This is a genomic window from Roseateles sp. YR242, assembly GCF_900109745.1.
Classification (GTDB): domain Bacteria; phylum Pseudomonadota; class Gammaproteobacteria; order Burkholderiales; family Burkholderiaceae_C; genus Roseateles.
Genome location: NZ_FOAV01000011.1, coordinates 163,677 through 189,486 on the forward strand (window position 1 = coordinate 163,677; position 25,810 = coordinate 189,486).

General features: G+C 65.8%; 18 protein-coding genes. 8 read left to right on the top strand and 10 right to left on the bottom strand.

Annotation, left to right across the window (positions count from 1 at the left end; all coding sequences use genetic code 11):
* The first annotated feature begins 12 nt into the window (after positions 1-12).
* A complete protein-coding gene (locus tag BMY53_RS19175) occupies positions 13-1,527 on the top strand; it encodes a tripartite tricarboxylate transporter permease (RefSeq protein ID WP_092948095.1) in 1,515 nt (504 codons plus the stop codon).
* Here the strand turns inward: BMY53_RS19175 and hemH are convergent.
* The 7 genes from hemH to argA all read right to left on the bottom strand — a co-directional run bounded on the left by hemH (position 1,505) and on the right by argA (position 10,961).
* Complete coding sequence (gene hemH / locus BMY53_RS19180) at positions 1,505-2,596, bottom strand: ferrochelatase (protein ID WP_092948096.1); 1,092 nt, start codon at positions 2,594-2,596, stop codon at positions 1,505-1,507. The two genes, BMY53_RS19175 and hemH, sit on opposite strands and share 23 nt — an antisense overlap.
* A gap of 201 nt (positions 2,597-2,797) precedes the next feature.
* Entirely contained in the window at positions 2,798-3,739 is a 942-nt protein-coding gene (locus BMY53_RS19185; protein ID WP_092948097.1) for an adenylate/guanylate cyclase domain-containing protein, read from the bottom strand.
* Positions 3,740-4,002: 263 nt separating this feature from the next.
* Positions 4,003-6,234 (bottom strand): RNA polymerase sigma factor RpoD, encoded by a 2,232-nt coding sequence (gene rpoD / locus BMY53_RS19190; protein WP_092948098.1) that lies wholly within the window; start codon positions 6,232-6,234, stop codon positions 4,003-4,005.
* Between the two features lie 338 nt (positions 6,235-6,572).
* Positions 6,573-8,639 (bottom strand): DNA primase, encoded by a 2,067-nt coding sequence (gene dnaG, locus BMY53_RS19195; protein ID WP_092948099.1) that lies wholly within the window; start codon positions 8,637-8,639, stop codon positions 6,573-6,575.
* A 180-nt stretch (positions 8,640-8,819) separates the two neighbouring features.
* Entirely contained in the window at positions 8,820-9,122 is a 303-nt protein-coding gene (locus BMY53_RS19200; RefSeq protein ID WP_092948100.1) for an H-NS histone family protein, read from the bottom strand.
* A gap of 154 nt (positions 9,123-9,276) precedes the next feature.
* Positions 9,277-9,549 (bottom strand): oxidative damage protection protein, encoded by a 273-nt coding sequence (locus tag BMY53_RS19205; protein ID WP_092948101.1) that lies wholly within the window; start codon positions 9,547-9,549, stop codon positions 9,277-9,279.
* 71 nt (positions 9,550-9,620) lie between these two features.
* Positions 9,621-10,961, bottom strand: coding sequence for an amino-acid N-acetyltransferase (gene argA / locus BMY53_RS19210; RefSeq protein WP_092948102.1), 1,341 nt, complete (start codon positions 10,959-10,961; stop codon positions 9,621-9,623).
* A gap of 110 nt (positions 10,962-11,071) precedes the next feature.
* Between argA and BMY53_RS19215 the strand changes: the two genes are divergently transcribed.
* The 5 genes from BMY53_RS19215 to BMY53_RS19235 all read left to right on the top strand — a co-directional run bounded on the left by BMY53_RS19215 (position 11,072) and on the right by BMY53_RS19235 (position 20,550).
* Positions 11,072-11,470, top strand: a complete 399-nt coding sequence (locus tag BMY53_RS19215) for a VOC family protein (protein ID WP_092948103.1) — start codon at positions 11,072-11,074, stop codon at positions 11,468-11,470.
* A gap of 18 nt (positions 11,471-11,488) precedes the next feature.
* Positions 11,489-15,715 (top strand): ATP-dependent RNA helicase HrpA, encoded by a 4,227-nt coding sequence (gene hrpA, locus BMY53_RS19220; RefSeq protein ID WP_092948104.1) that lies wholly within the window; start codon positions 11,489-11,491, stop codon positions 15,713-15,715.
* A gap of 109 nt (positions 15,716-15,824) precedes the next feature.
* The gene (locus tag BMY53_RS19225) at positions 15,825-17,672 is read left to right on the top strand and encodes a serine/threonine protein kinase (RefSeq protein WP_143074147.1); all 1,848 of its coding nucleotides are present in this window, start codon (positions 15,825-15,827) and stop codon (positions 17,670-17,672) included.
* Positions 17,669-20,068, top strand: coding sequence for a serine/threonine protein kinase (locus tag BMY53_RS19230; RefSeq protein ID WP_092948106.1), 2,400 nt, complete (start codon positions 17,669-17,671; stop codon positions 20,066-20,068). The genes BMY53_RS19225 and BMY53_RS19230 overlap by 4 nt, the downstream gene beginning before the upstream one ends.
* A 188-nt stretch (positions 20,069-20,256) precedes the next feature.
* Positions 20,257-20,550 carry a YXWGXW repeat-containing protein gene (locus BMY53_RS19235; protein ID WP_092948107.1) on the top strand — a complete coding sequence of 98 codons (294 nt, stop codon included), beginning with the start codon at positions 20,257-20,259 and terminating at the stop codon, positions 20,548-20,550.
* Between the two features lie 6 nt (positions 20,551-20,556).
* On the opposite strand, the gene BMY53_RS19240 is transcribed toward BMY53_RS19235, so the two are convergent.
* Positions 20,557-21,882 (bottom strand): ATP-binding protein, encoded by a 1,326-nt coding sequence (locus BMY53_RS19240; RefSeq protein WP_092948108.1) that lies wholly within the window; start codon positions 21,880-21,882, stop codon positions 20,557-20,559.
* Complete coding sequence (locus BMY53_RS19245) at positions 21,863-22,555, bottom strand: response regulator transcription factor (RefSeq protein WP_092948109.1); 693 nt, start codon at positions 22,553-22,555, stop codon at positions 21,863-21,865. The genes BMY53_RS19240 and BMY53_RS19245 overlap by 20 nt, the downstream gene beginning before the upstream one ends.
* Positions 22,556-22,699: 144 nt before the next feature.
* Between BMY53_RS19245 and BMY53_RS19250 the strand changes: the two genes are divergently transcribed.
* On the top strand, positions 22,700-23,083 hold the full coding sequence (locus tag BMY53_RS19250; RefSeq protein WP_092948110.1) for a cysteine rich repeat-containing protein: 384 nt from the start codon (positions 22,700-22,702) through the stop codon (positions 23,081-23,083).
* Positions 23,084-23,129: 46 nt separating this feature from the next.
* Positions 23,130-23,975, top strand: coding sequence for a sterol desaturase family protein (locus tag BMY53_RS19255; RefSeq protein WP_092948111.1), 846 nt, complete (start codon positions 23,130-23,132; stop codon positions 23,973-23,975).
* 31 nt (positions 23,976-24,006) lie between these two features.
* On the opposite strand, the gene BMY53_RS19260 is transcribed toward BMY53_RS19255, so the two are convergent.
* A complete protein-coding gene (locus tag BMY53_RS19260; protein ID WP_177200960.1) occupies positions 24,007-25,635 on the bottom strand; it encodes a tetratricopeptide repeat-containing diguanylate cyclase in 1,629 nt (542 codons plus the stop codon).
* Positions 25,636-25,810 lie beyond the last annotated feature (175 nt).

Below are 25,810 nucleotides of genomic sequence, written 5' to 3' on the forward strand. Positions count from 1 at the left end.
GAAGGGACGCACATGACCGAACTCTGGACGCAGCTCATGGGTGGCTTTGCCACCGCCGCGACACCGATCAACCTGATGTGGGCCTTCGTCGGCTGCGCGCTGGGCACCGCCATTGGTGTGCTGCCTGGCCTGGGCCCGGCCGTGACGGTGGCGATGTTGCTGCCCATCACGGCGCAGGTGGACCCGACCGCGTCGATGATCTTCTTCGCCGGCATCTATTACGGCGCCATGTATGGTGGCTCCACCACCTCCATCCTGCTCAACACCCCGGGCGAGACGGGCACCATGGTGACAGCGCTGGAAGGGTTCAAGATGGCGCGCAGCGGCCGCGCTGGCGCGGCGCTCGCCACGGCGGCGATCGGCTCCTTCGTGGCTGGCACCATCGCCACCGTGCTGGTGACCCTGTTTGCTCCGGTACTGGCCGACTTTGCGGTGACGCTGGGTCCGCCGGAGTACTTCTGCCTGATGCTGCTGGCCTTCACCACCGTCAGCGCGGTGCTGGGGCAGAGCACGCTGCGGGGCCTGACCTCGCTGTTCATCGGCCTGGCCATGGGCCTGGTGGGCCTGGATCAGATCACCGGACAGGTGCGTTACACGGCCGGCATCCCGGAGTTCATGGACGGCATCGAGACCGTGCTGGTGGCGGTCGGCCTGTTCGCGGTGGGCGAGACGCTCTATGTGAGCTTGTATGAAGGGCGCAGCGCGTTGCAGCTCAACCGCATGGGGCGGGTGCACATGTCCCGGGCGGATTGGCGCCGCTCGGTGCCGGCCTGGCTGCGCGGCACGGCGCTGGGCTTCCCGTTCGGCGTGATTCCTGCGGGCGGCACGGAGATCCCCACCTTTCTCAGCTACGCCACCGAGCGCAAGCTCTCCCGGCATCAGGAGGAGTTCGGTACGGTGGGCGCGATCGAAGGCGTGGCGGGGCCGGAGGCTGCCAACAACGCGGCCGTCACCGGCACGCTGGTGCCCCTGCTGACGCTGGGCATCCCCACCTCGGTGACCGCGGCGATCCTGCTCTCCGCCCTGCAAAACTACGGCATCCAGGCCGGGCCGCAGTTGTTTCAGACCTCTTCGGCGCTGGTCTGGGCGCTGATTGCCTCGCTCTACATCGGCAACGTGATGCTGCTGGTGCTGAACCTGCCGATGGTGGGGCTGTGGGTGAAGCTGCTCAAGATTCCCAAGGCGCCGCTGTATGCCGGCATCCTGATCTTCGCGACCGTGGGCGTCTACGGCATGCGCCAGAGCGCCTTCGACCTCTATGTGATGCTGGCCATCGGCGCCCTGGGCGTGGTCATGCGGCGCTTCGATTTCCCGACGGCCCCGGTGGTCGTGGGCATGATCCTGGGCCCGCTGGCGGAGGCCCACCTGCGCAATGGCGTGTCCATTGGTGGCGGCCACTGGGGTGTCTTCCTGGAGCGTCCACTCTCCGCCGGCCTGTTGGCGGTGGTGGTGCTGGTGCTGCTGGCGCCGCGCCTGTGGACATGGTGGCGCGCGCGCCAGCGGCTCAGCGGGATGCGCCCAGCATGAGGGCGGTGTCGCGCTGGCGGGCCAGCGCGGCGTCGTCCTGGGCCTGCCGGGTGGGCCAGCCCTGCAGGTGCTGCTCGGCAATGGCCGTGAGCGCGCGGATGTGGGCGGGGCTGTCGTTCAGGCAGGGGATGTAGCTGAACCGCTGGCCGCCGCTGTGCAGGAAGGCTTCGCGGACTTCCATGTCGATCTCTTCCAGCGTCTCGATGCAGTCGGCCGAGAAGCCGGGGCAGATCACATCCACGGATTTCAAGCCGTTGCTGGCCAGTGTCCGCAGTGTGGGTTCGGTATAGGGCTCCAGCCAACGAGCCTTGCCGAAGCGGCTCTGGAAGGTGACCTTGTACTGCGCGGGCGACAGGCCCAGCGCTTCGGCCAGCAAACGGCCGGTCTTCAGGCACTCGCAGTGGTAGGGGTCGCCCAGTGTGAGCGTGCGCGCGGGCATGCCGTGGAAACTCATCACCAGCATGTCGGCCCGGCCTTCCCGCTGCCAATGTGTACGCACGCTCTCGGCCAATGCGGCGATGTAGTGGGCGTCGTCGTGATAACGGTTGACGATGCGCAGCTCGGGCACATGGCGATGGGCGAGCGCCCAGCGCGCGACGTCGTCGATGACGCTGGCGGTGGTGGCGCCGGAATATTGCGGATAGGCCGGCAGCACCAGCACGCGGGTCGCGCCCGCGGCGCGCAGGGCGTCCAGCTGGCTGGCAATGGAGGGTTGGCCATAACGCATGGCATGACGCACCAGCACCTGGTGCCCGCGCTCGCCCAGGTAGCCCTGCAGCAGCTTGGCCTGGCGCTGGGTCCAGACCATCAGGGGCGAGCCTTCCTTCATCCAGATGCTGGCGTACTTCTTCGCGGAAGCGGACGGACGTGTGCGCAGGATGATGCCGTGCAGGATGGGCCACCAGGCCAGCTTGGGAATTTCGATGACACGCGGGTCGGCCAGAAACTGGGCCAGGTAGCGGCGCGTGGCCTCCGGGGTGGGCGCCTCTGGGGTGCCCAGATTGCACAGCAGCAGCCCGGTGCGGGCGGGCGTGCCATGGTCAAACGCGGGTTCGGGCTGGTAGCTCATGGAAAACGGGGGACCTCTCGGGAGCGGGCCAGCAGGGCAGGGAAGGGGCTGGACCCGGAAGCCATGTTAGCGAGGCTGGGCGGGGGCCGTGGCGATACGTCGCCAAACGTCGCGCAGGATACGTCGCGAAAGCAGCAAATCGGGCCGCCCCCTCGTCAGCGGGGCCGCCGATGGGTGGGGTCTTCAACAGGAACAGGGGGGTCAGACGCCGCGGCGCATGACCAGCGGCGAGCGGTCAGTCTCTGAGTGATGCAGGACCTCGAAGCGCACCGTCGGGGCCAAGGTGTCCGAGGGCGGACCACCCAGACCGATCAGACCGGCACCATGCAGCGTGCAGGCGCCGCGTCGCAGGCTCAGCGTCTGGCCACCGTGGCCGAAGCGCACGAAGGTGCCGTTGTAGCTCAGATCCGTCAGGCTGAAGCTGCTGCCTTGCCAGTCGATGCGGGCGTGCGACCGCGACACCCGGACATCGGTGATGCAGTAGGTGGCCTGTGTGCTGCGCCCTAGCACGATGGGCATCTGTTCGATATTGAACACACGGTCCAGGTCTTGCCACACCAGGCGGATGCCTTCCGGCGCCACCGCGCGGACGACTTCACCGAACTGCGTGGCACCGGCGTCGCCCTGGCCCTGATCCAGCACATGGATATGCACGGGCTCCACGCGACCCCGCACACTGATGTGGTCCAGGCTGCGGAAACGCGCCTTCTGGGCATTGGACAGACCCTGCACCACCTCGGCGGTGACCACGGTTTCCCCATCGCCGGCATGGTCCAGCAGGCGGGCGGCCACATTGACGGCATCGCCGAAGCAGTCGCCGTGGATCTCCACCACCTCGCCGCGGGCCAGCGCAATCTGCAGATGCATGTTGCGCAGGCGTTCGATCCGGTGGGCGGACTTGACCAGCAGCTCCTGCATCCGGATGGCGGACTTGATGCCGTCCTTCGGATTGTCGAAAGCAGCCATGAGGCCGTCGCCCAAGGTCTTGATGAGGTGGCCTCGGCACTCGTCCACGGCCTGCGCCAGCAGCCCGACGGTCTGGGTGACCAGACCCGAGGCTTCCGCGTTGCCCAACGTCTCGAACAGCGCCGTGCTGCCGCGCAAATCGGCAAACAAGACGGTGCGCTCACGTATCTGGGTCATCGGATGGCTTATACGAGGGTGTGACGAAAGTCTCAGTGTAGCGGGGGTGTGCTTGCCTCTATCTGGTGAATAGCCCTTGCCTCGGGGGCCTGTTGACTGTCACGCGACACATACGGCGCACGCTAGTGCGGTCTGCGTTCTCCACATCCCCCAAAAGACTGGACGGGGTGGCGACCGGGGATTGGGCTGCAGAAAAGCAAAAGGGCCGCTTGCGCGGCCCTTTTTCAGGGTCGATCCCGGGAAGGGATCGGCAGTGGGACAGATCAGAGATTGTCCAGATAGGTCCGCAACTTGTCCGAACGGCTCGGATGCTTCAGCTTGCGAATGGCCTTGGCTTCGATCTGGCGGATCCGTTCGCGGGTGACGTCGAACTGCTTGCCAACTTCTTCCAGCGTGTGGTCCGTGCTCATTTCGATACCGAAGCGCATACGCAGCACCTTGGCTTCACGCGGCGTCAGGCTGTCCAGGATGTCCTTCACCACCTCACGCAGGCCAGCCTGCATGGCCGCTTCGATCGGCGCGGTGTTGTTGGTGTCCTCGATGAAGTCGCCCAGGTGGCTGTCGTCGTCGTCCCCGATCGGCGTTTCCATGGAGATCGGCTCTTTGGCGATCTTCATGATCTTGCGGATCTTGTCCTCCGGCATCTCCATCTTCTCGGCCAGCGTCGGCGCGTCCGGCTCGAAGCCGAACTCCTGCAGATGCTGACGGGAGATGCGGTTCATCTTGTTGATCGTCTCGATCATGTGAACCGGGATACGGATGGTGCGGGCCTGGTCCGCGATCGAGCGCGTGATGGCCTGACGGATCCACCACGTGGCATAGGTCGAGAACTTGTAGCCGCGACGGTATTCGAACTTGTCCACCGCCTTCATCAGGCCGATGTTGCCTTCCTGGATCAGGTCCAGGAACTGCAGGCCACGGTTGGTGTACTTCTTCGCGATGGAGATGACCAGGCGCAGATTGGCCTCGATCATTTCCTTCTTGGCGTCACGGGAGGCCTTTTCGCCCTCGTTCATGCGCTTGTTGATCTCCTTGAGATCATCCAGCGGCACCACAGCCCTGGCCTGCACATCGATCAGCTTTTGCTGCAGTTCCTGGATGGCGGGCAGGTTGCGCGCCATCACCGTGGTGTAGCTCTTGCCGGTGGCAACTTCCTTCTCCGACCACTGCAGGTTCAGCACGTTGGGCGGGAACACCTTGATGAAGTGTTCCTGCGGCATGCCGCACTTGTCCACGACGATCTTGCGGATCTCGCGTTCGTAGCGGCGCACGTCGTCCACCTGCGAGCGCAGGATGTCGCACAGCTTCTCGATGGTCTTGACGGTGAAGCGGATGGTCATCAGCTCGCCGCTGATGGCTGACTGGGCCTTGTTGTAGTTGGCCGACTTGTAGCCGTCCTTCTCGAAGGCCTTGCGCATCTTGTCGAAGTTGCCGGCCAGCGAGTCGAGCTTGACCAGCGCAGCGTTCTTCAGCTCTTCGAGCTTCTTGGTCAGGGCCTTGGACCCACCGGCGCCGTCGTCGTCATCTTCTTCGTCGAACTCGTCGAAGTCTTCTTCGGCCACATAGTCGTCCGCCTCGTCATCGGAGACGAAGCCGTCCACCGCCTCGGAGATCTGCATCTCGCCAGCGCGGATCTTGGTCGCCATGGCCAGGATCTCGGCGATGGTGGTGGGCGAGGCGGAGATGGCCAGCATCATGGCCTGCAAGCCACCTTCAATGCGCTTGGCAATCTCGATTTCGCCTTCACGGGTCAGCAGTTCCACCGTGCCCATTTCACGCATGTACATGCGCACGGGGTCGGTGGTGCGGCCGAATTCCGAATCCACCGTGGAAAGCGCAGCTTCGGCGGCTTCCTCGGCTTCTTCTTCGGTGGCGGTCGGCGAGGTGCTGCCCTGGATCAGCAGGGTGGCGGCATCCGGGGCCTGCTCGTAGACGGCAATCCCCATGTCGTTCAACATGGAGACGATGGCCTCGAGGATTTCCTCGTTGATCAGCTTTTCGGGCAGGTGATCGTTGATTTCCTGATGGGTCAGGAAACCACGGGTCTTGCCCATCTTGATCAGCGTCTTCAGTTCCTGACGACGCTTGGCCACTTCCTCTTCGGTCAGTGCCGTTTCGTCCAGGCCGAATTCACGCATCAGCGCGCGCTCCTTGGCGCGGCTGACCTTCATGCGCAGGGGCTTGGCCTTGGGCTTGTCTTCTTCAGCCTCGACAGCGACACCGCCGTCTTCACCATCCACCTCGGCTTCGGCTTCAGTCTCGCCATCACCGTCGATCTCGGCGTCCACGTCGCTGAAATCCTCTTCTTCGTCTTCAGCCTTGGCCTTGGCCGGCTTCTTGGACTCGGTCTCCGCCTTGGGTTTGCGGCCGCGCTTGGGCTTGGCATCGTCGGTGGCGGCGACGGCCTTGGTGGTCTTGGCAGCGGCCTTGGCCGGCTTCTTGATCTCTTCAGTCTCTGCGGCGGCAGCCTTCGAAGCGGTCTTTTTGGCGGTCATGCAGTTCCTCGGGTCGGCGAGTGAATTCGGGATTTTTTGGGGCGTGCAACGCAAACGGCCACCTGGATCACCGGCAACCGCTCGGGGGCGGTGCGGCGAGCCCAGGCGGCTCGATCTCTGGCCTTGAGCCTTATGTGGGGGGTCTCCCCACCAGCTCAAGGTTGCGCGTGAAGGCTAGCGTGATCGTTTGGAGTTGCAGCGCAAGCGGTAAAAGGTGGCCACTTTTTAATTGCCCAGGGTCAGTGGGGGGCCGGGGACCGGTTGGTGCTGCCGTCACTCTTGACGCGCGAAAACCGTGGATTATCCACCAGTCTGATGCAATGGTCAAAAGACGCCGTTTAAACGGCCTTCAATTCCTCAATTTGACGGCGAATTAGCTTCAATTTGCCAATGTCAGGGGCCTTGCTGGCGGCGATCGATGAGGCCTCCTGTTCCAGCCGAACAATCCAGAGCTTGCGCATGACGTGACGGAATTCGTCCTGCGCGGCTTCGTCCGCTGGCGGTGCGGATAGCGGACCACCGCAGACGCGCTGAGCCAATTCCAGCTGGTCCGCTTCCACAAGGGCGATCTGCAGAACGGCCCATGGGCTTGGGCCGTGATCCATCATGAAGCGCTCCAGCCAGGCAATGAGTTGCCCGTGCTCTGCGGGCAGTTCATGCAGGAGCTGCAGATCCTGCTCGCTCAGCACGTTCCAGAGTTCGCCATGCAGCAGCAGCATGCGCACGGCGTGGTCCATCGGCGCGGGTGGCGCCTTGCGCGGCATGCCGATGGTGGGGTCCTGTTCGCGTCGCTTCCAGTCGCCCCATTTGCCGCCCTTGCCGCCACCTTTGCCCTTGAAGTCGCCCTGGCCCTTGAACCCGGGAGAACCGCCGCTGTCCTGGCGCGGCGCCCAGCTGGGGGCGGGGGCACTGGCGTGGCCATAGGCATCGGGCGGGGGCGCGATGTCGTGGTGCTCGCCATGGAAGTCGCCTTCGTCGCCATAGGCGGAGGCGGGGATATCGTCAAAGTGCGGCGCGTGGCCCGAGGCCTCGCCATGCGCCGTGGCGCGGGCCGGACGCTCGGTGCGCTCTCCCCGTGCGCGGGGGGTGCCGGTGCTGGCCTGCCACAGCGACATCAGTTCCTGATCCGGCAGTTGCGCTCGGCGTGCCAGCTCACCGAGCAACTGGCGCTTGAGCAGGCCATCGGGCAGGGCGGCCCAGAGCGGGCGCGCGTTGGTCAGCATCCGGGCGCGGCCTTCAGGGCTGCCCAGGTCGCAGCCGTCGGCCGTGCTGTCCATCAGTTGCCGGGAGAGCGGAATGGCCTGCTCCACACAGCGTTCAAAAGCGTCCGCGCCCAATTCGCGTACGTAGGAATCGGGGTCGTGTTCCTGGGGCAGGAACAGGAATTTGATGCTGCGGGTCTCGGTGGCGTGGGGCAGGGCCGCTTCCATCGCGCGGCCCGCAGCGCGGCGGCCGGCGGCGTCGCCGTCGAAGCTGAACACCACCGACTCGGTGAAGCGGAAGAGTTTCTGGACATGGTCCTGGGTGCAGGCCGTGCCCAGGGTCGCGACAGCATTGCCGAAGCCGCTCTGGGCCAGTGCCACCACGTCCATGTAGCCTTCCACCACCAGCGCATAGCCGCGTCGGCGCATGTCTGGCCGGGCCTCATACAGCCCGTACAACTCCTTGCCCTTGCTGAATACCGGCGTCTCCGGCGAGTTCAGGTATTTGGGCTCCCCCTTGTCCAGCACCCGGCCGCCGAAGCCAATCACATCGCCCTGCACGTTGCGGATGGGGAACATGATCCGGTCCCGGAATCGGTCATAGCGGCGCTGTTCGGCGTCGCTCTTGCCGGGGTCTTCCTGGAGAATGACCATGCCGGCTTCCACCAGCAGCGGGTCGTCATAGGCCGGGAAGGCACTGGCCAGGGTACGCCAGCCTTCGGGCGAGTAACCCAGGCCGAACTGCGCGGCGATCTGCCCGGTCAGGCCTCGGCCCTTGAGGTAATCGATGGCACGCGGGCTGGTCTTGAGCTGCTGCCGATAGTGCTGGCTCGCCTTGGCCAGTACCTCCGTCAGGGTGGCCTGACGCTGCTTGACCACCTTTTCCCGCTCTCGTTCAGCCGGGCTGCGCTCATCTTCCGGCACCTGCATGCCAGTCTGCTGGGCCAGGTCCCGTACGGCGTCTATAAAGCCGATACCCAGATGCTCCATCAGGAAGCCCACGGCGTTGCCGTGAACGCCGCAGCCAAAACAGTGATAGGTCTGCCGGGACGGGCTGACGATGAAACTGGGGGATTTCTCCCCGTGGAACGGGCACAGACCCTTGTGGTTGATGCCCGCCTTCTTCAGATCGACGTGACGGGACACGACCTCGACGATGTCGATGCGCGAGAGCAGGTCCTGAATAAAGCCCGGTGGGATCACTTGGTCAGTTTACGTGAGCAGTCAAGCCGGGCCTGGAGCACCCGGTCTGGTGTGGAAATGACAAAAGCCACTCGAGTTGCCTCAAGTGGCTTTTTTGACGGGGCGCCGCGCGGTGGGCGGCGCTAATGCCAAGCGCCAGTGCCGGGCGTTATCACCCGCCTGGTCTGTTCGATCCGCCGATTACAGCGCGAACTCTTCCAGCTTGGCGCCGTTGGCGATGGCTGCCTTCAGCCACTTCGGCTGCAGGCCGCGGCCGCTCCAGGTTTCTCCGGTGGCTTGATTGCGGTACTTCGCGGCCACCTTGGAGGCCTTGGCCCCGCTGGTCTTGGCAGCACGGGCCGTCAGGTCCGCCACATTCAGTCCATATTCGGACATCAGCGACTTCACTTTGGCAATCGCGTCGGCGCGTTCACGCTCCTGGGTTTCCGCGATTTGCTGTTCAAGCGCGGCCCGTTGGGCCAACAGATCTTTGAGCGATGCCATTTATGCAATTCCTCACAAGGTTCAACAGCCAAAGCCCGAAAAGGGCATGGGCCATTATATGCAGCCTTATGAATAACTCCGCAAGGGGGTTATTGCGTACTTTGACAATCCTGGCAACTGTTGACTGTTTGCCTACCCGTCAATGTCATTGAAATCAAGCCGCAGGCGGAACATAACCGGCAGGTTGTTCCGCGCCGCCGCCGAAGAAGAACTGCTCCATCTGGCGGGCGAGGTATTGCCGTGCGCGTTGGTCCGCCAGATTCAGGCGGTTTTCGTTGACGAGCATGGTCTGGTGCTTCATCCAGGCCGCCCAGGCTTCCTTTGAAACATTTTCATAGATGCGCTTGCCGAGTTCGCCGGGGTAGGCGGGGAAGTCCATGCCCTCGGCTTCCTTCTTCAGATAAACGCACTGCACCATACGAGCCATTTCAAACCTCTATCTCAAACGTTGTCAGGGATGGTGGCAGGCAATTGCCGCCACCGGAATAAATCGCCAGATCAGGTCAATTTTTTGACCAGCACCTGGGAGCGACGGTCCCAGTTGTATTTGCGCTTGCGTTCCTCGGGCAGCCAATCCGGGTCCACCGGCTGGAAACCGCGTTTGATGAACCAGTGCATCGTGCGGGTGGTCAGCACAAAGATGCTGGTCAGGCCCATGGAGCGGGCGCGTTGCTCAATGCGCTTGAGCAGGCGCTCCCCGTCCCCCTGACCCTGAACCGCGCTGGACACGGTCAGGGCGGCCATTTCGGCCGTGCGGGCTTCCTGGTAGGGATGCAGTGCGGCGCAGCCGAAAATCACGCCGTCGTGTTCGATGACGGTATAGGACTCGATGTCGCGCTCGATTTCGCTGCGGTCTCGCTTCACCAGGGTGCCATCACGTTCAAATGGCTCGATCAGGGCGATCAGGCTGCCAATATCGTCATGGGTGGCTTCGCGCAGGCTTTCGAGTTTCTCGTCCACCACCATGGTGCCAATGCCATCGTGGGTATAGACCTCCTGCAGCAAGGCGCCATCGACGGCAAAAGGCAGGATGTGGCTACGTTCCACACCGGCTTCGCAGGCCCGTACGCAGTGTTGCAGGTAGAACGCCACATCGGTGGGTTGGGTGGGACGCGGCAACTTGGTGAGCAGCCGTTTGGCGTCGGCCAGGGTCAATTCGGTGTCGATACCGCTTTCGGGATCTTCCGGATTTTCCTGCACGCCGTCCACTTCGGTCATGAACAGCAGCTTGTCCGCCTGCAGGGCAATGGCCGTGGCGGTGGCCACATCTTCCATCATCAAATTGAAGGCGTCCCCTGTGGGGGAGAAACCAAAGGGGGACATCAGCACGATGGCCCCAATATCAATGGCGCGCTGAATGGCCGCGGCATCCACGCGACGGACGATGCCGCTGTGCTTGAAATCCACCCCATCCACGATGCCCACGGGGCGAGCCGTCAGGAAATTACCTGAAACCACCCGAACGGTGGAATTGGCCATCGGGGTGTTGGGCAAACCTTGCGAGAAGGCTGCTTCGATTTCAAACCGCAACTGGCCAGCAGCTTCCTGGGCGCAATCCAGCGTGATGGCATCGGTGATGCGCATACCGTGGCTGTACAGGGCCGGATGCCCCTTGGCCGCCAGCTGTTCATTGACCTGAGGGCGAAAACCATGCACCAGCACGATCTTGATGCCCATGGCATGCATGATGGCCAGATCCTGGACAAAGCTGTTGAGCTTGCCGGCCGCGATCAGTTCCCCCGTCATGCCCACGACGAAGGTCTCGCCACGGTACGCATGGATATAAGGTGCCACCGCGCGGAACCACGGGACGAAGGTATGGGGGAAGACCAGGCTCATGGGCGCGAATTGTGCCGCAGCCTGTCCCCCGTACACGGGTTTGTGGCCACTTGCCGGGCGCACAGCCGCGCGCGAGCATGGGGTGTCTCCCAAACGCATCGGAGCGAGCAATGGATGTCTTCAAGACCCATGGGGCTTTCAGCTGGTCGGAACTCATGACCACGGACCCCGAGAAGGCGGCTGCCTTCTACGGCAGCCTGTTCGGCTGGAAACTGGAGGCCATGCCGATGGCCGGTGACCCGGCGGCCGGGGTGTACCGCGTCGCCAAGGTGGGCGACGTGGCGGTGGGTGGCCTGGCCGCCAGCCCGAAGGGCGAGCCCATGCCCCCCACCTGGGGCTGCTACGTGACGGTGGACGACGTGGACGCGACGGTGGCCCAGGTGCAGCAACTGGGTGGCAGCATCCTCATGCCGGTCATCGAGATCCCGACGGTGGGGCGCATGGCGACCATCCGAGACCCCCAGGGGGCGGTGCTGAACATCATTACGTATAGCGCGCCGGCCGCTTGAAGCGGGCGGTGGTGGGGGATGGCGGCCCGGCGAACGGAACGGGTGAGCCCGGGGACGGATAATGCGCGCCCCGTGAGTCAAAACAATTCCTCCCCCCCATCCCGCGCCGGTCGCCGTCCCGAAGGCCGCCAAGCTCGTAGTCCGGAGCGCAATCCGGAGCGCAATCCGCACGGTAGTGCGGCGCCCAGGGCAGAGCGCAACCAGGAACGTAGTCCCGAGCGCAGTTTGGAGCGCCGAGGCTCAGCCCGTGCACCGGCCACGCCCATCCCGCCCATCGAGTTTCCCGAATCGCTGCCGGTCTCCGGCCGGCGGGAAGAGATCATGCAAGCGCTGGCGAACCATCAGGTCGTCATCGTGTGCGGGGAGACCGGCTCGGGCAAGACCACCCAGTTGCCCAAGATCGCACTGGCCATGGGGCGCGGGCGCGGCAACGGCGGCGGTCTGATCGGCCACACCCAGCCGCGCCGGATCGCCGCCTCCAGCGTCGCCAAGCGCATTGCCGAGGAGCTCAGGTCCCCGCTGGGGGATGTGGTGGGCTACAAGGTGCGTTTCCAGGACCGGCTGTCGCCCGGCGCGTCGGTCAAGCTGATGACCGACGGCATCTTGCTGGCGGAAACCCAGACCGACCCGCTGCTCAAGGCCTATGACACGCTGATCATCGACGAGGCGCACGAGCGCAGCCTCAACATCGACTTCCTGCTGGGTTACCTGCGAGAGATCCTCCCGCGCCGGCCGGATCTGAAGGTCATCGTGACCTCGGCGACCATCGACGCCGACCGCTTTGCCCAGCATTTCGCAGCGCCCGCCACGCCTGCGGCCCCCGCCGTGCCGGCCCCGGTCATCATGGTCTCCGGGCGCCTGTTCCCGGTGGAGCAGCGCTACCGCCCCTTCGAGGAATCCCGCGATCACGACCTCAGCGACGCCATCTGCGACGCCGTGGACGAGCTCTGGCGCGAAGGCTCCGGCGACGTGCTGGTCTTCCTGCCTGGCGAGCGCGAGATCCGCGAGGCGGCGGAGGCCCTGCGCAAGCATCATCCGCCCGGTGTGGAGGTGCTGCCGCTGTTTGCCCGCCTCTCCCAGCAGGAGCAGGACCGTGTGTTCCAGCCCCACGGCCAGCCGCGCATCGTGCTGGCCACCAACGTGGCGGAAACCTCACTGACGGTGCCTGGCATTCGCTATGTGGTGGACCCGGGGCTGGCGCGGGTCAAGCGCTACAGCTACCGCAACAAGGTGGAGCAACTGCAGATCGAGTCCATCAGCCAGGCCGCCGCCAACCAGCGCGCCGGCCGCTGCGGGCGGGTCAGCAACGGCATCTGCGTGCGGCTGTATGACGAGAAAGACTTCCTCGCCCGCCCGCGCTTCACCGACCCCGAGATCCTGCGCAGTTCGCTCGCGGGGGTGATCCTGCGCATGAAGGCCCTGCGACTTGGTCAGGTGGAGGACTTCGCCTTCATCGAACCCCCGCCGCGCAAGGCGGTGGCCGATGGCTACCAGTTGCTGGCGGAACTCGGCGCGGTGGACGAGCGCAACGAGTTGACCGCCATTGGCGAGGAACTGTGCCGCCTGCCGCTGGACCCCCGTGTGGGACGGATGATTCTGGAAGCCCGCAAGCGTGATGCGCTGACCGAGGTGCTGATCATCGCCAGCGCGCTCTCCGGCCAGGATGTCCGCGACAGGCCGATGGAGCAGGCGCAGTCCGCCGACGAGAAGCACAAGAAGTTCGACGACGAGCGCTCCGAGTTCATGGGCTACCTCAAGCTCTGGAAGTGGCTGGGCGAATCGCGCGGCAGCGGCCCGGGTGAGGGCGATGCCCACACGCCCGACGGCCAGGCGCCCCGTGTGCACAAGCTCAGCAACCGCCGCCATGAGCAACTGCTGCGGGACAACTTCGTGAGTCCGCGCCGCGTGCGGGAGTGGCGCGACATCCATTCCCAGCTCCACACCGTGGTGGCCGAGCTGGGCTGGCGCCTGAATGGGGCGGTGGCCACCTATGAGCAGGTTCACCTGTCCATGCTGGCCGGGCTGCTGGGCAACATCGGCTGCAAGGCCGATGACGACGACTGGTATCTGGGCGCACGGGGCATCAAGTTCTGGCGCCACCCGGGTGCGCACCTGAGCAAGAAGCCGGGCCGCTGGATTGTGGCGGCAGAGCTGGTGGACACCACCCGGCTGTTCGGCCGTGGCATTGCCGCCATCGAACCGCAGTGGCTGCCCGGCATTGCTGGCCACCTGATCAAGACCCAGATGCTGGAGCCGCACTGGGAGAAGAAGGCTGCCGAGGTGATCGCGCTGGAGCGGGCCACGCTCTACGGCATCGTCATCTACAACAACCGCCGGGTGAACTTCGGGCGGGTGGACCCGGCGGCAGCGCGCGAGATCTTCATTCGCGAGGCCCTGGTCAATGGCGACTGGGAGACGCGGCTGCCCTTCCTGGCCCACAACCAGAAGCAGATCGCCAAGGTGGAGGAGCTGGAACACAAGTCCCGCCGGCAGGACGTGCTGGTGGACGACGAGCTCATCTACGCCTATTACGACGAGCACCTGCCGGCCGATGTGTGCTCCGGCGCCACACTGGAGAAATGGTGGCGCGAGGCCAGCAAGGCCAACCCGCGCCTGCTGCAGCTCAACCGTGAGGAGCTGATGCGCCACGAGGCGGCGGGTGTGACCAGCAACGCCTTCCCCAAGACCGTGCGGCTGGGCGGCGTCGATTGCAGCGTCACCTACCTGCATCAACCGGGCGATGCGCGGGATGGTGTGACCGTCACGGTTCCCATCTACGCGCTCAACCAGGTCAATGACGATCGCACCGAATGGCTGGTGCCCGGCATGGTCGAAGCGAAGGTGCTGGCGCTGCTCAAGAGCCTGCATCAGAAGCCTCGGGCCCGGCTGACGCCGTTGCCGGACTTCGTGCGGGAGTTCGTCGAGCTCACCCCGTTCGCCCAGGGCGGCCTGCTGGATGTGCTGCTCAAGGCGGTGAAGGAGCGTACGCAACTGGCCATCCAGCGCAATGACTTCAAGCTGGAGCAGTTGCAGGCCCACCTGTTCATGAACATCCGCGTGGTGGATGAGCATGGGCGGCAACTGGGTCAGGGCCGCAACCTGGCCGCACTGAAGGCGGAACTGGGCGGACAGGCCCGCTCCGCCTTCCAGGCATTGGCGACGCTCAAGATGCAAGGCGCGGATGCGGCTGCACACGAGGGCGTGCCTGCGGCATCGACGGTGGCATCCACTGCGACAGCATCCGCGGACAACCTGCAGCGGCCGGCTGACGTCGGCCACGGACGGGGCGACCGCCATGCTGAGGGCGCTGGGCGCAGCGGAGGCAGTGGCCGCCATGGTGGCATCCGGGCCACGGTGGTGCCCCCGCCATCCGCCGCAGCGGCGGCTGACGCGACCAAGACTTACACCAACTGGACTTTCGGCGAGCTGCCGGAACTGATGGAGATCAAGCGCGGCCCGCAGACCCTGATCGGCTTCCCGGCCCTGATCGACCGCAACACCCACGTCGAGATCGAGGTGTTCGACGAGCCCGAATTGGCCGCTGCCCGCCACCGCGCCGGCCTGCGCCGCCTGATCGCGCTGCAGCTCAAGGAGCCGCTGAAGTACCTGGAAAAGAACATCCCTGACCTGCAGGCCATGGCCGTGGCCTTCATGAGCCTGGGCACCAATGAGGAGTTGCGTGACCAGATCATTGCCGTGGCCCTGGACCGGGCCTTCCTGGGCGACCCGCTGCCGGTGGACGAATTCAAGTTCAAGGCCCGGCTGGAAGAAGGGCGCGCGCGACTGAACCTGATTGCCCAGGAAGTGGCGCGGCTGGCCTACAGCGTGCTGCTGGAGTACCAGGCAGCGCTGCGCAAGCTCAAGGACACGCGCTCCGCGCCCAAGGACGTGGTGGAGGACATCCAGGCGCAGTTCCAGCGGCTCATGCCCAAGCGCTTCGTGCTGCAGACGCCCTGGGCGCAGCTGCAGCATTACCCGCGTTACCTGAAGGCCATCACCTTGCGGCTGGACAAGTTCCGCACTGACGCCGCCCGCGACGCCAAGCTCATGACCGAACTCAAGCCCCTGGAACAGCGCTGGCAGCGCCGGCTGGTGGAGCGCAAGGGGACGCCGGATGCCCGCCTGGATGATTTCCGGTGGCAGCTGGAGGAGCTCAGGGTGAGCCTTTTTGCACAAGAGCTGCGAACGCCGCAGCCTGTCAGCGTCAAGCGCCTGGAAAAGGTGTGGGCACAGTTACAAAACTGAGAGGAAAATCCACCCTACTTCTACAAGCGAGGACTACGGGTTTTCTGTCCAATCGCAACCACATAAGGACAGTGGCCCCTGGACCAGGCTGGGCGCCACACAACATCGCGTGTCTGAGACAACCACCACCTCCACTGCTGCCCCGATGCGGCGCTTTGGCCGCTTCGAGCTCCGCGCGCTGCTGCACAAGAGCCAGCGCAGCATGCTCTGGCTGGTGTTTGATACACACCACAGCCAGGAAATGCTGCTCATGGTGCCGCGCGAGAAGCCGGCCACCGAGGCGGCGATGCTGCAGTGGCTCAAGACCATGGATGCCGCGTCGCGCATCCACCATCCGAATCTGGGTCACGTGGTGGAAGCGGGCCGGGTCGATCCCTGGCCCTATGTGACCTATGACCGGGCCCTGGGTGAAACCCTGGAAGAGCGTATCGCCCGTGGTGCCCCGTTGCCGCTGGATGCCGCCCAATGGGTGGCGCAGGCGCTGGAGGGTTTGGCCTTCGCGCACGAAGCCGGCCACGCGCACCGGGACATCCAGCTCGCCCACCTGCTGATCGACCAGGGCGACCATGTCCGGGTGATCGGTCTGGAAGTGGCGCAGGAGACCCTGCCGGCGGATGCCGATTTCAATGCCACCCGCCGCGCCGCGCGCGAGTCTGCGGAAGAGGACGTCGTAGCCATCGGCCTGGTGCTGCACCGCTTGCTGTCAGGCAAGCCCGTGCTGGATGAGGCGGACCTGCGCCAGGTGCTGCAACGCATGCAGCCGCAAGGGCAGGAACTGGTGCGCATGGGGTGGGAAACGCCTTACCCCATCCCGGAACCCTTGCGTGCCATCGTCAACCGGGCCACGGACCGCCAGGCGCGCCAGCGCTACCACCAGGCCCGCAGCTTCTGGCGGGCGCTGGATGGCTGGCGCCTGTCTGCCGAGCAGGACGACGGCGGTCCGATCGCCCTGCTCAAGGACAAGATGCAGCGCTTCGGCCATCTGCCCAGCACCACCACGCGGTTGGTGTCCACCGCGATGTCCGCGGCGATGGCGTCGCAGCACGCGAGCGAACTGGCAGCATTGGCGCTCAAGGACATGGCGCTGACCCTGGAATTGCTGCGCCGCGTCAACAACGCGCTGCGTCAGCAGGGCCATCAGAACAGCGGCGGCACGGTGCTGAACATGCAGCGCGCCATTGCCATGATGGGTCTGAACGGGCTGGAAGACGCCGCCCGCGCGCTCAAGCCCTGGCCGGGCCCGATGAACGAGGCCCAGGCCACCTTCATGCAGAGCCTGCTGCGCCGGGTGCAGCGCGCCGGCGAGGTGGCGCAGGCCTTGCGGCCAGCCGGATATGACGGTGAAGTGGTTTATCTGATCAACCTGATGCAGAACCTGGGCCGGCTGCTGGTGCAGTACCACTTCCCGGACGATGCCCAGCAGATCCGCCAGTTGATGGTGGCCCCGGAGCCGACGGAAGAACATCCCAACCCACGTGGCATGACGGAGCAGGGCGCTGCGTACGCCGTGCTGGGGTGTGATCTGGAGAGCCTGGGGCTGGCCGTGGCGCGTTATTGGGGCCTGGGTGAGGAGCTGCAGCACATGATGCGCCGGCAGCCTCAGGAAACACCAGTGCGCAACGCCGAAGGCGACACCGAGATCCTGCGCCTGACCTGCAGCCTGGCCAATGAACTGATCGACGCGCTGGGACTGCCCGAGCGCAAGCGTCAGACCGCCATCGAATTGGCCACGCGCCGTTACGCTCGCGCCCTCAACCTGGGCCTGCGGGAAATCTATGACGCCCTGGGGACGGCCCAGGCGGAGGGGGAGCCGCCCGCAGGGGTGAGTGATCCTCGGGTGGGCGCCGCCGCGACGGCTGCGCCGCGTTCTCGCCTGCGCGAGCGGGCGGAACAGACAACCACGTCAGCCGGCGCCCGTCCGGCTGGCCGACCGGTGCCGGGCAAGGACTCCCCATGACGCCCATGCCGCCCGCCGTCGGGCGCTTCAAGCCACTGCGCAGCCTGGGCCGCGGCGCGCAGTCCCTGGTGTGGCTGGCGCATGACCCGCGCCTGGACCGCGAGGTCGCGGTGAAGGTGCTGACGCAAGGGGCCGACCGGGCCAGCGTGGATGCGTGGCTGCATGAAGCCCGGGCCGTGAGCCGGCTGACCCACCCGAATATCGTGCCGGTGTTCGAGGCCGACCTGGAGAACGGTCAGGCCTACATGGTCTTTGAATACGTGGCCGGGGGGACGCTTGGCGAGCACCTGCGGCAGCGCGGGCGGCTGCCCGCGCGGGATGCGGTGAGCTTGATGCTGGGGGTGTTGGACGGCCTGCAGGCGGCGCACCAGGCGGGCGTGGTCCACCGCGACCTGAAACCTTCCAACGTGATGCTGGATGCCCAGGGGCGGCCCCGCGTGATGGACTTCGGCATTGCGGCGCGGCTGACCGGGCCCGCCGCATCGGCGCCGAGCAACCGCATCGTGGGCACGCCGGGCTATATCTCGCCGGAAGCGGCGCGGGGTGAGCCGGCGTCTGCCGGCATGGATGTGTTCGCCGTGGCGGTGATGCTGACCGAGTTGCTTTCCGGCCAGCGCTTGAACTATGACCCGGATCCCTGGCGCGCGGTGCGCCGGGTGGCAGAGCAGCAGCTGGACCCGCCGGCCGATCTCGGGGCGGACACGGACGACGCACTGCGTGCCGTGCTGCTGCGAGGCCTGGCTCGTGATGCTTCGCAGCGCTGGCCGGACGCGAAGGCGTTCCATGACGCGCTGGCGGCCTGGCTGCATCCGGCGACGGAGGCGGCCGCGGTGAGTGACGGTGGCAACGCCACGCTGGAGTTTTTGCTGCGGCGCATGCGCCACCGTTCGGACTTCCCGGCGATGGCGGATTCGGTGGCGCGCATCCAGCGGATGACGCAATCGGAAAACGAGAGCCTGACGACGCTGTCTAACGAGATCCTCAAGGACGTGGCGTTGACCAACAAGCTGCTGCGGCTGGTGAACACGGTGCAGTTCAGCCATGCGGGTGGCGGGCATATCAGCACCGTGTCGCGGGCGGTGGCGCTGGTAGGGTTTGGCGGTATTCGCAACCTGGCCTTGTCGCTGGTGCTGCTGGAGCGCATGGAGAACAAGCAGCATGCGCAGCGCCTGAAGGAAGAGTTCCTGCGCTCGCTGATGGCGGGCTCGCTGGCGCGCGAGCTGTGCCTGGTGCCCAGGGAGAACGAGGAGTCATTCCTGACGACGATGTTCCAGGGGCTGGGGCGGCTGCTGTCCGAGTTCTATCTGCCGGAAGAAGCGCAGCAGGTGCGCAAGCTGGTGCGGCCGGAGCGCGGCATGGGCGACAAGGCGGCGCCCCCGGTGAGCGAGGGGGCGGCGTCGTCGCAGGTGCTGGGGCTGAGTTATGAATCGCTGGGGCTGGGGGTGGCCCGGCAGTGGGGCTTCCCGGAGAGCCTGCAGCGGACGATGCAACGGCCTGATGGTGATGCGCCGACCAAGCTGGTGGAGCATTCCGCCGACCGGATGCGGTGGCTGGCGCGTGCGAGCAATGACGTGGCGGACGTGATCCTCAACAGCGATCCGGCGGAAGCCCACGGCAAGGTGCGGGCGATGGCGCAGCGGTATTCGCGCGCGCTCGGAGTGGAAGCGAAGGCGTTTGAGCAGGCCGCAGACCAGGCGCGGCAGCGGTTGTCGCAGCTTGCGCAGGCGATGGACATCCAGTTGGCGAAAAGCTCACCGGCCCAGCGCTTGCTGGCGCCGTTGACGCCTTCGCCGGAAGATACGCTGTCACCGCATCAACTGCAGGCGACCCTGGTGCAGGGGGAGTTGCCCACAGGGGCCCTGTCTCCGGAAGAGGCCTCGGCGATATTGGCCGCCGGCATTCAGGACATCACGAATGCGATGGTGGAGAGCTTCAAGCTCAACGAGATCCTGCGAATGATCCTGGAGACCATGTTCCGCGGGCTGGGATTTCGGCGGGTAATCTTCTGCCTGCGGGATCCGAAGACGGAGACGCTGACCGGACGTTTCGGGCTGGGCGAAGGGGTGGAGGCAGTGGTGCCGCTGTTTCGGGTGCCGCTGCGGGTGATGCCCGGGATGCAGGCTGATCTGTTCAGCGCCATCTGCACCAAAGGCGCGGACACACTGATCTCGGACGCATCACAGCCCAAGATCGCGGAACGGCTGCCGGCGTGGTTCCTGTCGGGGGCGAAGGCGCACAGCTTCCTGATTCTGCCGATGGCGTTGAGAGGCGCGCCGTTCGCCATGATCTATGCAGACAAGGCACAACCCGGGAGCGTGGTGCTGGATGAGAAGCAGCTGTCGCTGCTGAGGACGCTGCGAAACCAGGCGGTGATGGCGTTCAAGCAGGCGACATGAGTCGTGCCCCGGCGGCCGGGAAGCCCTGAGGACACAGCTGGTTACTGCATGTCGGGCAGGTAATGCACTGGGTGATTCGTCATCGCCTCGGTCTTGGCGGGCGTTGGAGTCTGTAGGGAATTTCTGCCTGACTCCCGCGAGGCGAGGTGTCGTGCAGAGGTTCCCTAAGGAACCCAAGGAGATGACAGATGCGTGCTCTTCGGATTGTTGTGTATGCGATCGCCGCGCCACTGCTGGCGTCGGCCCTGAGCGGCTGCATTGTGCTGCCCCCCGGCCACTATCACGGTGGTGGTGGCGGCTACGGCGGAGGGCCAAGGGGTGGCGGCTATGGCGGTGGATATAGCAGCGGGTATGGCCAAGCCTATGAACCCGCAGCCGCAGGCCCACCCACGGCAGGCTTCATCTGGATCGAGGGCTTCTGGGATTGGCGCGGCGGGCGTCGTACCTGGGTGGATGGCCACTGGGGGCCGCCGCGTCGCTGATGTGAATCAGCGCGTGCGCGCTGGCGGCCAGGTGACCACCACGCGCTGACGCGAGGCTTCGCGTTCGAAGCTGAGGACACCGCCCAGCCTCTCCACCACTTGCCGGACAATGGCCAGGCCCAGGCCGCTGCCGGCTTGCGTCCGAGCGCTGTCGCCCCGGCGGAAAGCTTCCTGCAACGCCTCCAGCTGGTGAGGGTCGAGACCGTCCCCCGCATCTTCAACCTCCATGCGCATCGACTCATGCGTGGCGCCGGTCAAGGTCACGCGTACCGGGGGGCGTCCATGCTTGAGCGCGTTCTCCACCAGATTGGTGATCAGCCGTTCCACCAGCAGGCGGTTGGCCTTTGGCATCAGTAGTTGGTCGGGCGCTTCCAGCTGCAACTGCTCCGCAGGCCGATCCAGGTCGTTCACCACCCGCCGGGCGGCATCCGCCAGGTCCACGACGTCCTCGCAGGGGAGTTCTCCGGACCGAACAAAGTCGAGAAAACTCTCGATCAGGCGGTCCGCTTCACCCACATTGCGTACCACCGCCGCCTTGCGCTTCTCGATGGCCGGCTCCTGGGGCAGCAGTTCCGCCGCCATGCGGATCCTGCCCAGCGGGCTGCGCAGGTCATGAGAGACGCCCGCCAGGAGCAAGGCGCGTTCACGCTCATGCTGCTGCCAGCGCGCCAGCAGTTCGCTGTAGGCCGCATCAATGGCGGAGACCTCCGGCCAGGCATGAAGCAAAGGCGCAGGGGCCGGCGCGGTCATGGCCCCTGGCTTCTGCGCCTGAAGCCGCTGGCGCAACTGCTCCAAGGGCTGCGCCAGACGTCGCGCGGTCCACCAACTCAGCCCCACCACCAGGGCCATGCAAAGCACCAGGGCCAGCAGGGCTCGACGCGACCATTCCGGGGCCACCATCCGGCCCGAGACGCCCAGCCACACGGATGTCGTGCCCGGCCGCTCCACTTGCAGCCAGATCCGCGGCTCGTGGCGACCAAGTTCCAGCCGGATGTCCGTGGCGGGGACGCCGTGGCCGCGCAGGACCTGACGCAAGGCCACAAAGCGGGGCGCGAACAAGGAGGTGCGTCGCGCGGATTCGGGCGGCTGGGCCCGCACGAGCACCAGCAGTGTCCCGTCCGATGGCGGGTCTGCGGGCGGGCCCTCCAGGCCTGCCGCAGCGGCCATTCGTGGCGCCCACAGGTCGGCAAACAGTGTGGCGACGGTGACGTTGCGCTCCACATAGAAGAGCAGGCCGACCACCACCGCCAGCCCCAGTGCCAGGCTCAGTTGCACCAGCAGCAGCCTCTGGAACAGGCTGGCTTGGCGCCAGCTAGCGGGCCACAAAGACATAACCCTCGCCGCGCACCGTATCGATCCAGTCGCGACCCGGGGCCGCCTCCGCCAACTTTCGCCTCAGGCGAGCGATCTGCACATCTACCGTGCGGTCCAGCGGGCGGTAGCTGCCGCTTTGCACCGCTTCACTCAGGGCCTCACGGTCCAGGGCTTGCCCCGGTGCTCGGGCCAAGGTCACCAGCAGCTTGTATTCCACGCCGGTCAGCGCGACCGATTGGCTGCCAGCAAGCACCTCGCGCTTGAGCAGGTCAATGGTGAGACTGTCGAACCGCAGCTGGGTGCTGCCCTGCGCAAGCCCCGGCGCCTGCCGACGCAAAAGCGCCCGTACACGAGCCACCAGTTCGCGAGGCTCGAAGGGCTTGGGCAGATAGTCGTCGGCGCCGATCTCCAGACCCAGGACACGGTCCAGCGGATCGCCGCGCGCCGTCAGCATGATCAACCCCAGGGTGGGCCATTCACTTCGCCAGCGCCGGCATAGATCGAATCCGTTGGCGTCGGGCAGCATCACGTCCAGCAGCACCACCTCCGGTTGCCACTGCCGCAACGCACGTTCGCCGTCTCCGCCGGTGAGCGTGGTCAGGACCTCCCAGCCTTCCCGCATGAGCAGCTCCGCCACCAACTCGGCCAGTTCGGTGTCGTCGTCAACGATCAGCACGCGGGGTTTGCTCATGGCGCCAGTCTAGGGGGCGCGGTGGCGTGTGACGCGAACGTTTCAAACTTGTCGCAATTCGTCGTGTGCCGTGGGCCAGGTGGATGGGGTCTCTCGTTCAATGGGAATCCACCAACGGGGATTCACCCCCAAAAGGAGCCACAGATGAATTCAATCCCATCCAAGAAATATGCCCTGATGCTGGCTGTCGCCCTGGCCTGGGCCCCGTGGACGGCACAGGCCAAGGAGGCGGCCGCCAGCCCGATGGCGAGTCAGGCGGCGCAGGCCTGCCGCCCCGACTTCAAGAAGTTGTGTGACGGTGTGCGTCCGGGCGGCGGCCGGGGGCTCGAATGCCTCAAGCAGCATGAATCGGAATTGAGCACCGCCTGCAAGACGGCCATGGGCCAGGCCAAGGACTGTGCGGCCCAGGCGCGCCAACTGTGCGGCGCTGAGGTCTCGGAAGGTGCTGAAGGCGGGGATGCGGACAAGCGCCGTGCCTGCCTCAAGGCGCACGCCAGCGAGTTGAGCCAGTGCAAGGCCGCGAAGTGACGATGCCCGACAGACGCCAAGCCTGCCCACTCACCGCCTATCGATCATGACCTTGATGCAAGTCAGCCTGCCCTCCGAGGCCGGCCCGTGGCTCTTCTGGCCCCTGGTGGCCGCACTGGTGCTCGCCGCGCTGGAGGGGGTGGTGATGACGGTCCGGCGCCAGGGCTACGACTGGCGTGCCTTTGCTGCTTCGCTGGGGGATGTGCTGGGTCGGCGCTTCGTGGATGCACTGGGCCTGTCGATCACGGTGCCGGCACTGGCCTGGGTACATGCGCATCGCCGCGGTGACCTCGCATTGGCGGCTCCGGTGGCCCTGGCCGTGCTCTTCATCGGGCAGGAGTTCTGCTACTACTGGTACCACCGGGCCGCGCACCGCATGGCCTGGTTCTGGGCCACACACTGTGTGCACCACTCGCCCAACCAGTTGACGCTGGGCACGGCGCTGCGGCTGGGCTGGACCGGCAAGCTGACGGGCACCGGCCTGTTCTTCGCCCCGCTGGTGTGGCTGGGTTTCCCGCCACAGGCGGTGCTGGGGGCGCTTGCCGCCAACCTGCTCTATCAGTTCTGGCTTCATGCGGCCTGGATGCCGCGGCTTGGGCCGCTGGAATGGATCTTCAATACACCGTCCCATCACCGTGTGCACCATGGTTCCAACGACGAATACCTGGACTGCAATTTCGGCGGCGTGCTGATCGTGTTCGACCGGCTCTTCGGAACCTTTGTCGAGGAGCGGCGGGACCTGGTCATCCGCTACGGCCTGACGGAACCCGTCACCAGCTACAACCCGTTGAAGATCGCCGTGCATGGCTGGATTCAGCTATGGCGGCGTCTGCGAGCCGAGCCGCGGTGGGGTGAGCGGGCGAAGATGCTGGTGCGTCCGCCAGGGGGGTGAAGATGGGCCGCTCTGCAGCGTGACCGTGCAGCTATCTTGCCGAGGTCTGGTGTTGCCGCTTGCTGGCATACATGCCGGCATCGGCTCGGTCGATCACGGTGCTCATGGTGTCGCCAGGGGCGGCCTGCGCCACACCCACGCTGATGCTGACCTGAAGGCCGGGGTGCACGGACGACCAGTCATGCTGGCTCACCGCCTGCGACAGCCGCTCGGCCAACTGCTCGGCTTGATGCCCACGGGTATCCCGAAGCAACAGCACGAATTCGTCGCCGCCGAGCCGCGCCGGAATGTCCCGCTCCCGGACGCAACTGCGGATGATGCTGCCGATGCTCTTGAGCACGAGGTCACCCACCCCGTGCGAGAAGTTGTCGTTGATCTGCTTGAAGGCATTGACGTCGACCATGGCGACACAGAGGTCGGCACCGGTTTCGGTGACATGGGCCACGGCGCGCTGGATCTCTTCTTCCGCACAGCGGCGGTTGGGCAGGCCGGTCAGGCCGTCTTCCAGCGCCAGGCGCGCGAAATGACTGCGGTCGGCTTCAACCGCATCCAGCTGCAGGTTGCGCTGGCGCAGTTCGAATTGGCGCTCCACCACGGCGAGCCGCCCCCGCAGGCTGCGAGAGCGGGCCTCCTGCTCACGGCGGTCGAGGCTGCGCAGAGCGGCGACAGCGGCGCGGTAATCGCCGACCAGCTCGGCGAGTTGGGCCTGCAGCCGAAGGCCGATGCCGGTGAGCGTTTCATGCTGGGTGCGCAGGGCGATGTCCACCATGTCCACGCTGCGTTGACGGGCGGCCAGCAGGTCGCCGCGCAGCCGCAGCAGTTCCGCCTCGGCCCAGACCGACGCGGCTTCCAGCCAGGGGCGGGGATAAAGGCGGATCATGGCCTTGAACACCGCCAGTTGCGCCGTGGCGGCGGGCTCGTCCTGACGCCAGACCAGCCACAGGGTCTTGCTGAGCGCATGGATCAGCAAGTTGTTGGTGTGGCCGCCCGTGCCGATGCTGCGGGTGCCCAGTCCCAGCGCCTGAATCCTGTCGCACGCCTCCAGGTGGCGGGACATCCGCTCCAGCACCTGCGGGTCGGCTCCGGTGTCGCGTTCCACGAAGTAGCGCAGCGATTCCGTGGAGGCCGCATCCACATGCAGTTCGAAGGTGTCGAGCGGCGGCGTGCAGCGGCCGGCGATGTCGATGGCCTGCTCGGAGGCGGGGGCCGCATCCGCATAGTTCCTGCCAGAGAACATCGCGACGGACACCGCCTGGTAGGCCACGACCTGGGCCTTCAGCGCGTCGGGTGATTCGGAACGGGTGGAGAGCTTGACCGCCATCAGGGCGCAATCCAGCGCGGTTTCGTAGTAACCCAGGCGTGAGGCCGCAATGGCTTGAGTGGCCAGGGCCCGGCATTCGCCATGGGCTTCGCGGGCTTGCTGGAAGTGGAGGGCGGCCTGGCGGGCCATGGCGAGCGCTTCTTCGAACTGGCCCAGCAATCTCAGTTCGATGCTGGCCTGGCAGAGTTCAGCTTCTGCCGTCAGGTGGGGCGAGGTGTCGTCCGGCAGCAGGGCTTGCGCCGCCTGCACACGCGCAATCGCTTCTTGCCCCTGGCCCAGCCGCGCCAGTTCATTGGCTTGCTCCAGGAGGGCCAATACCTCCGCCGCTTGCTCCGACATATCTCGCTGTGACGCCTGCGGGCGCCTTGTCTTTTCCCTGGCCGACATTGTGCGCGGGGATCGTGCGGCCGCTATCCATGTAAACGGGGATTCGCGAGGAATGCTGCGCAGGGTGGCGTGAAGGAGGCAGGCTTGAGCTACGCATTACGTTAGGGGCGTGTACGCTAGCGACTCT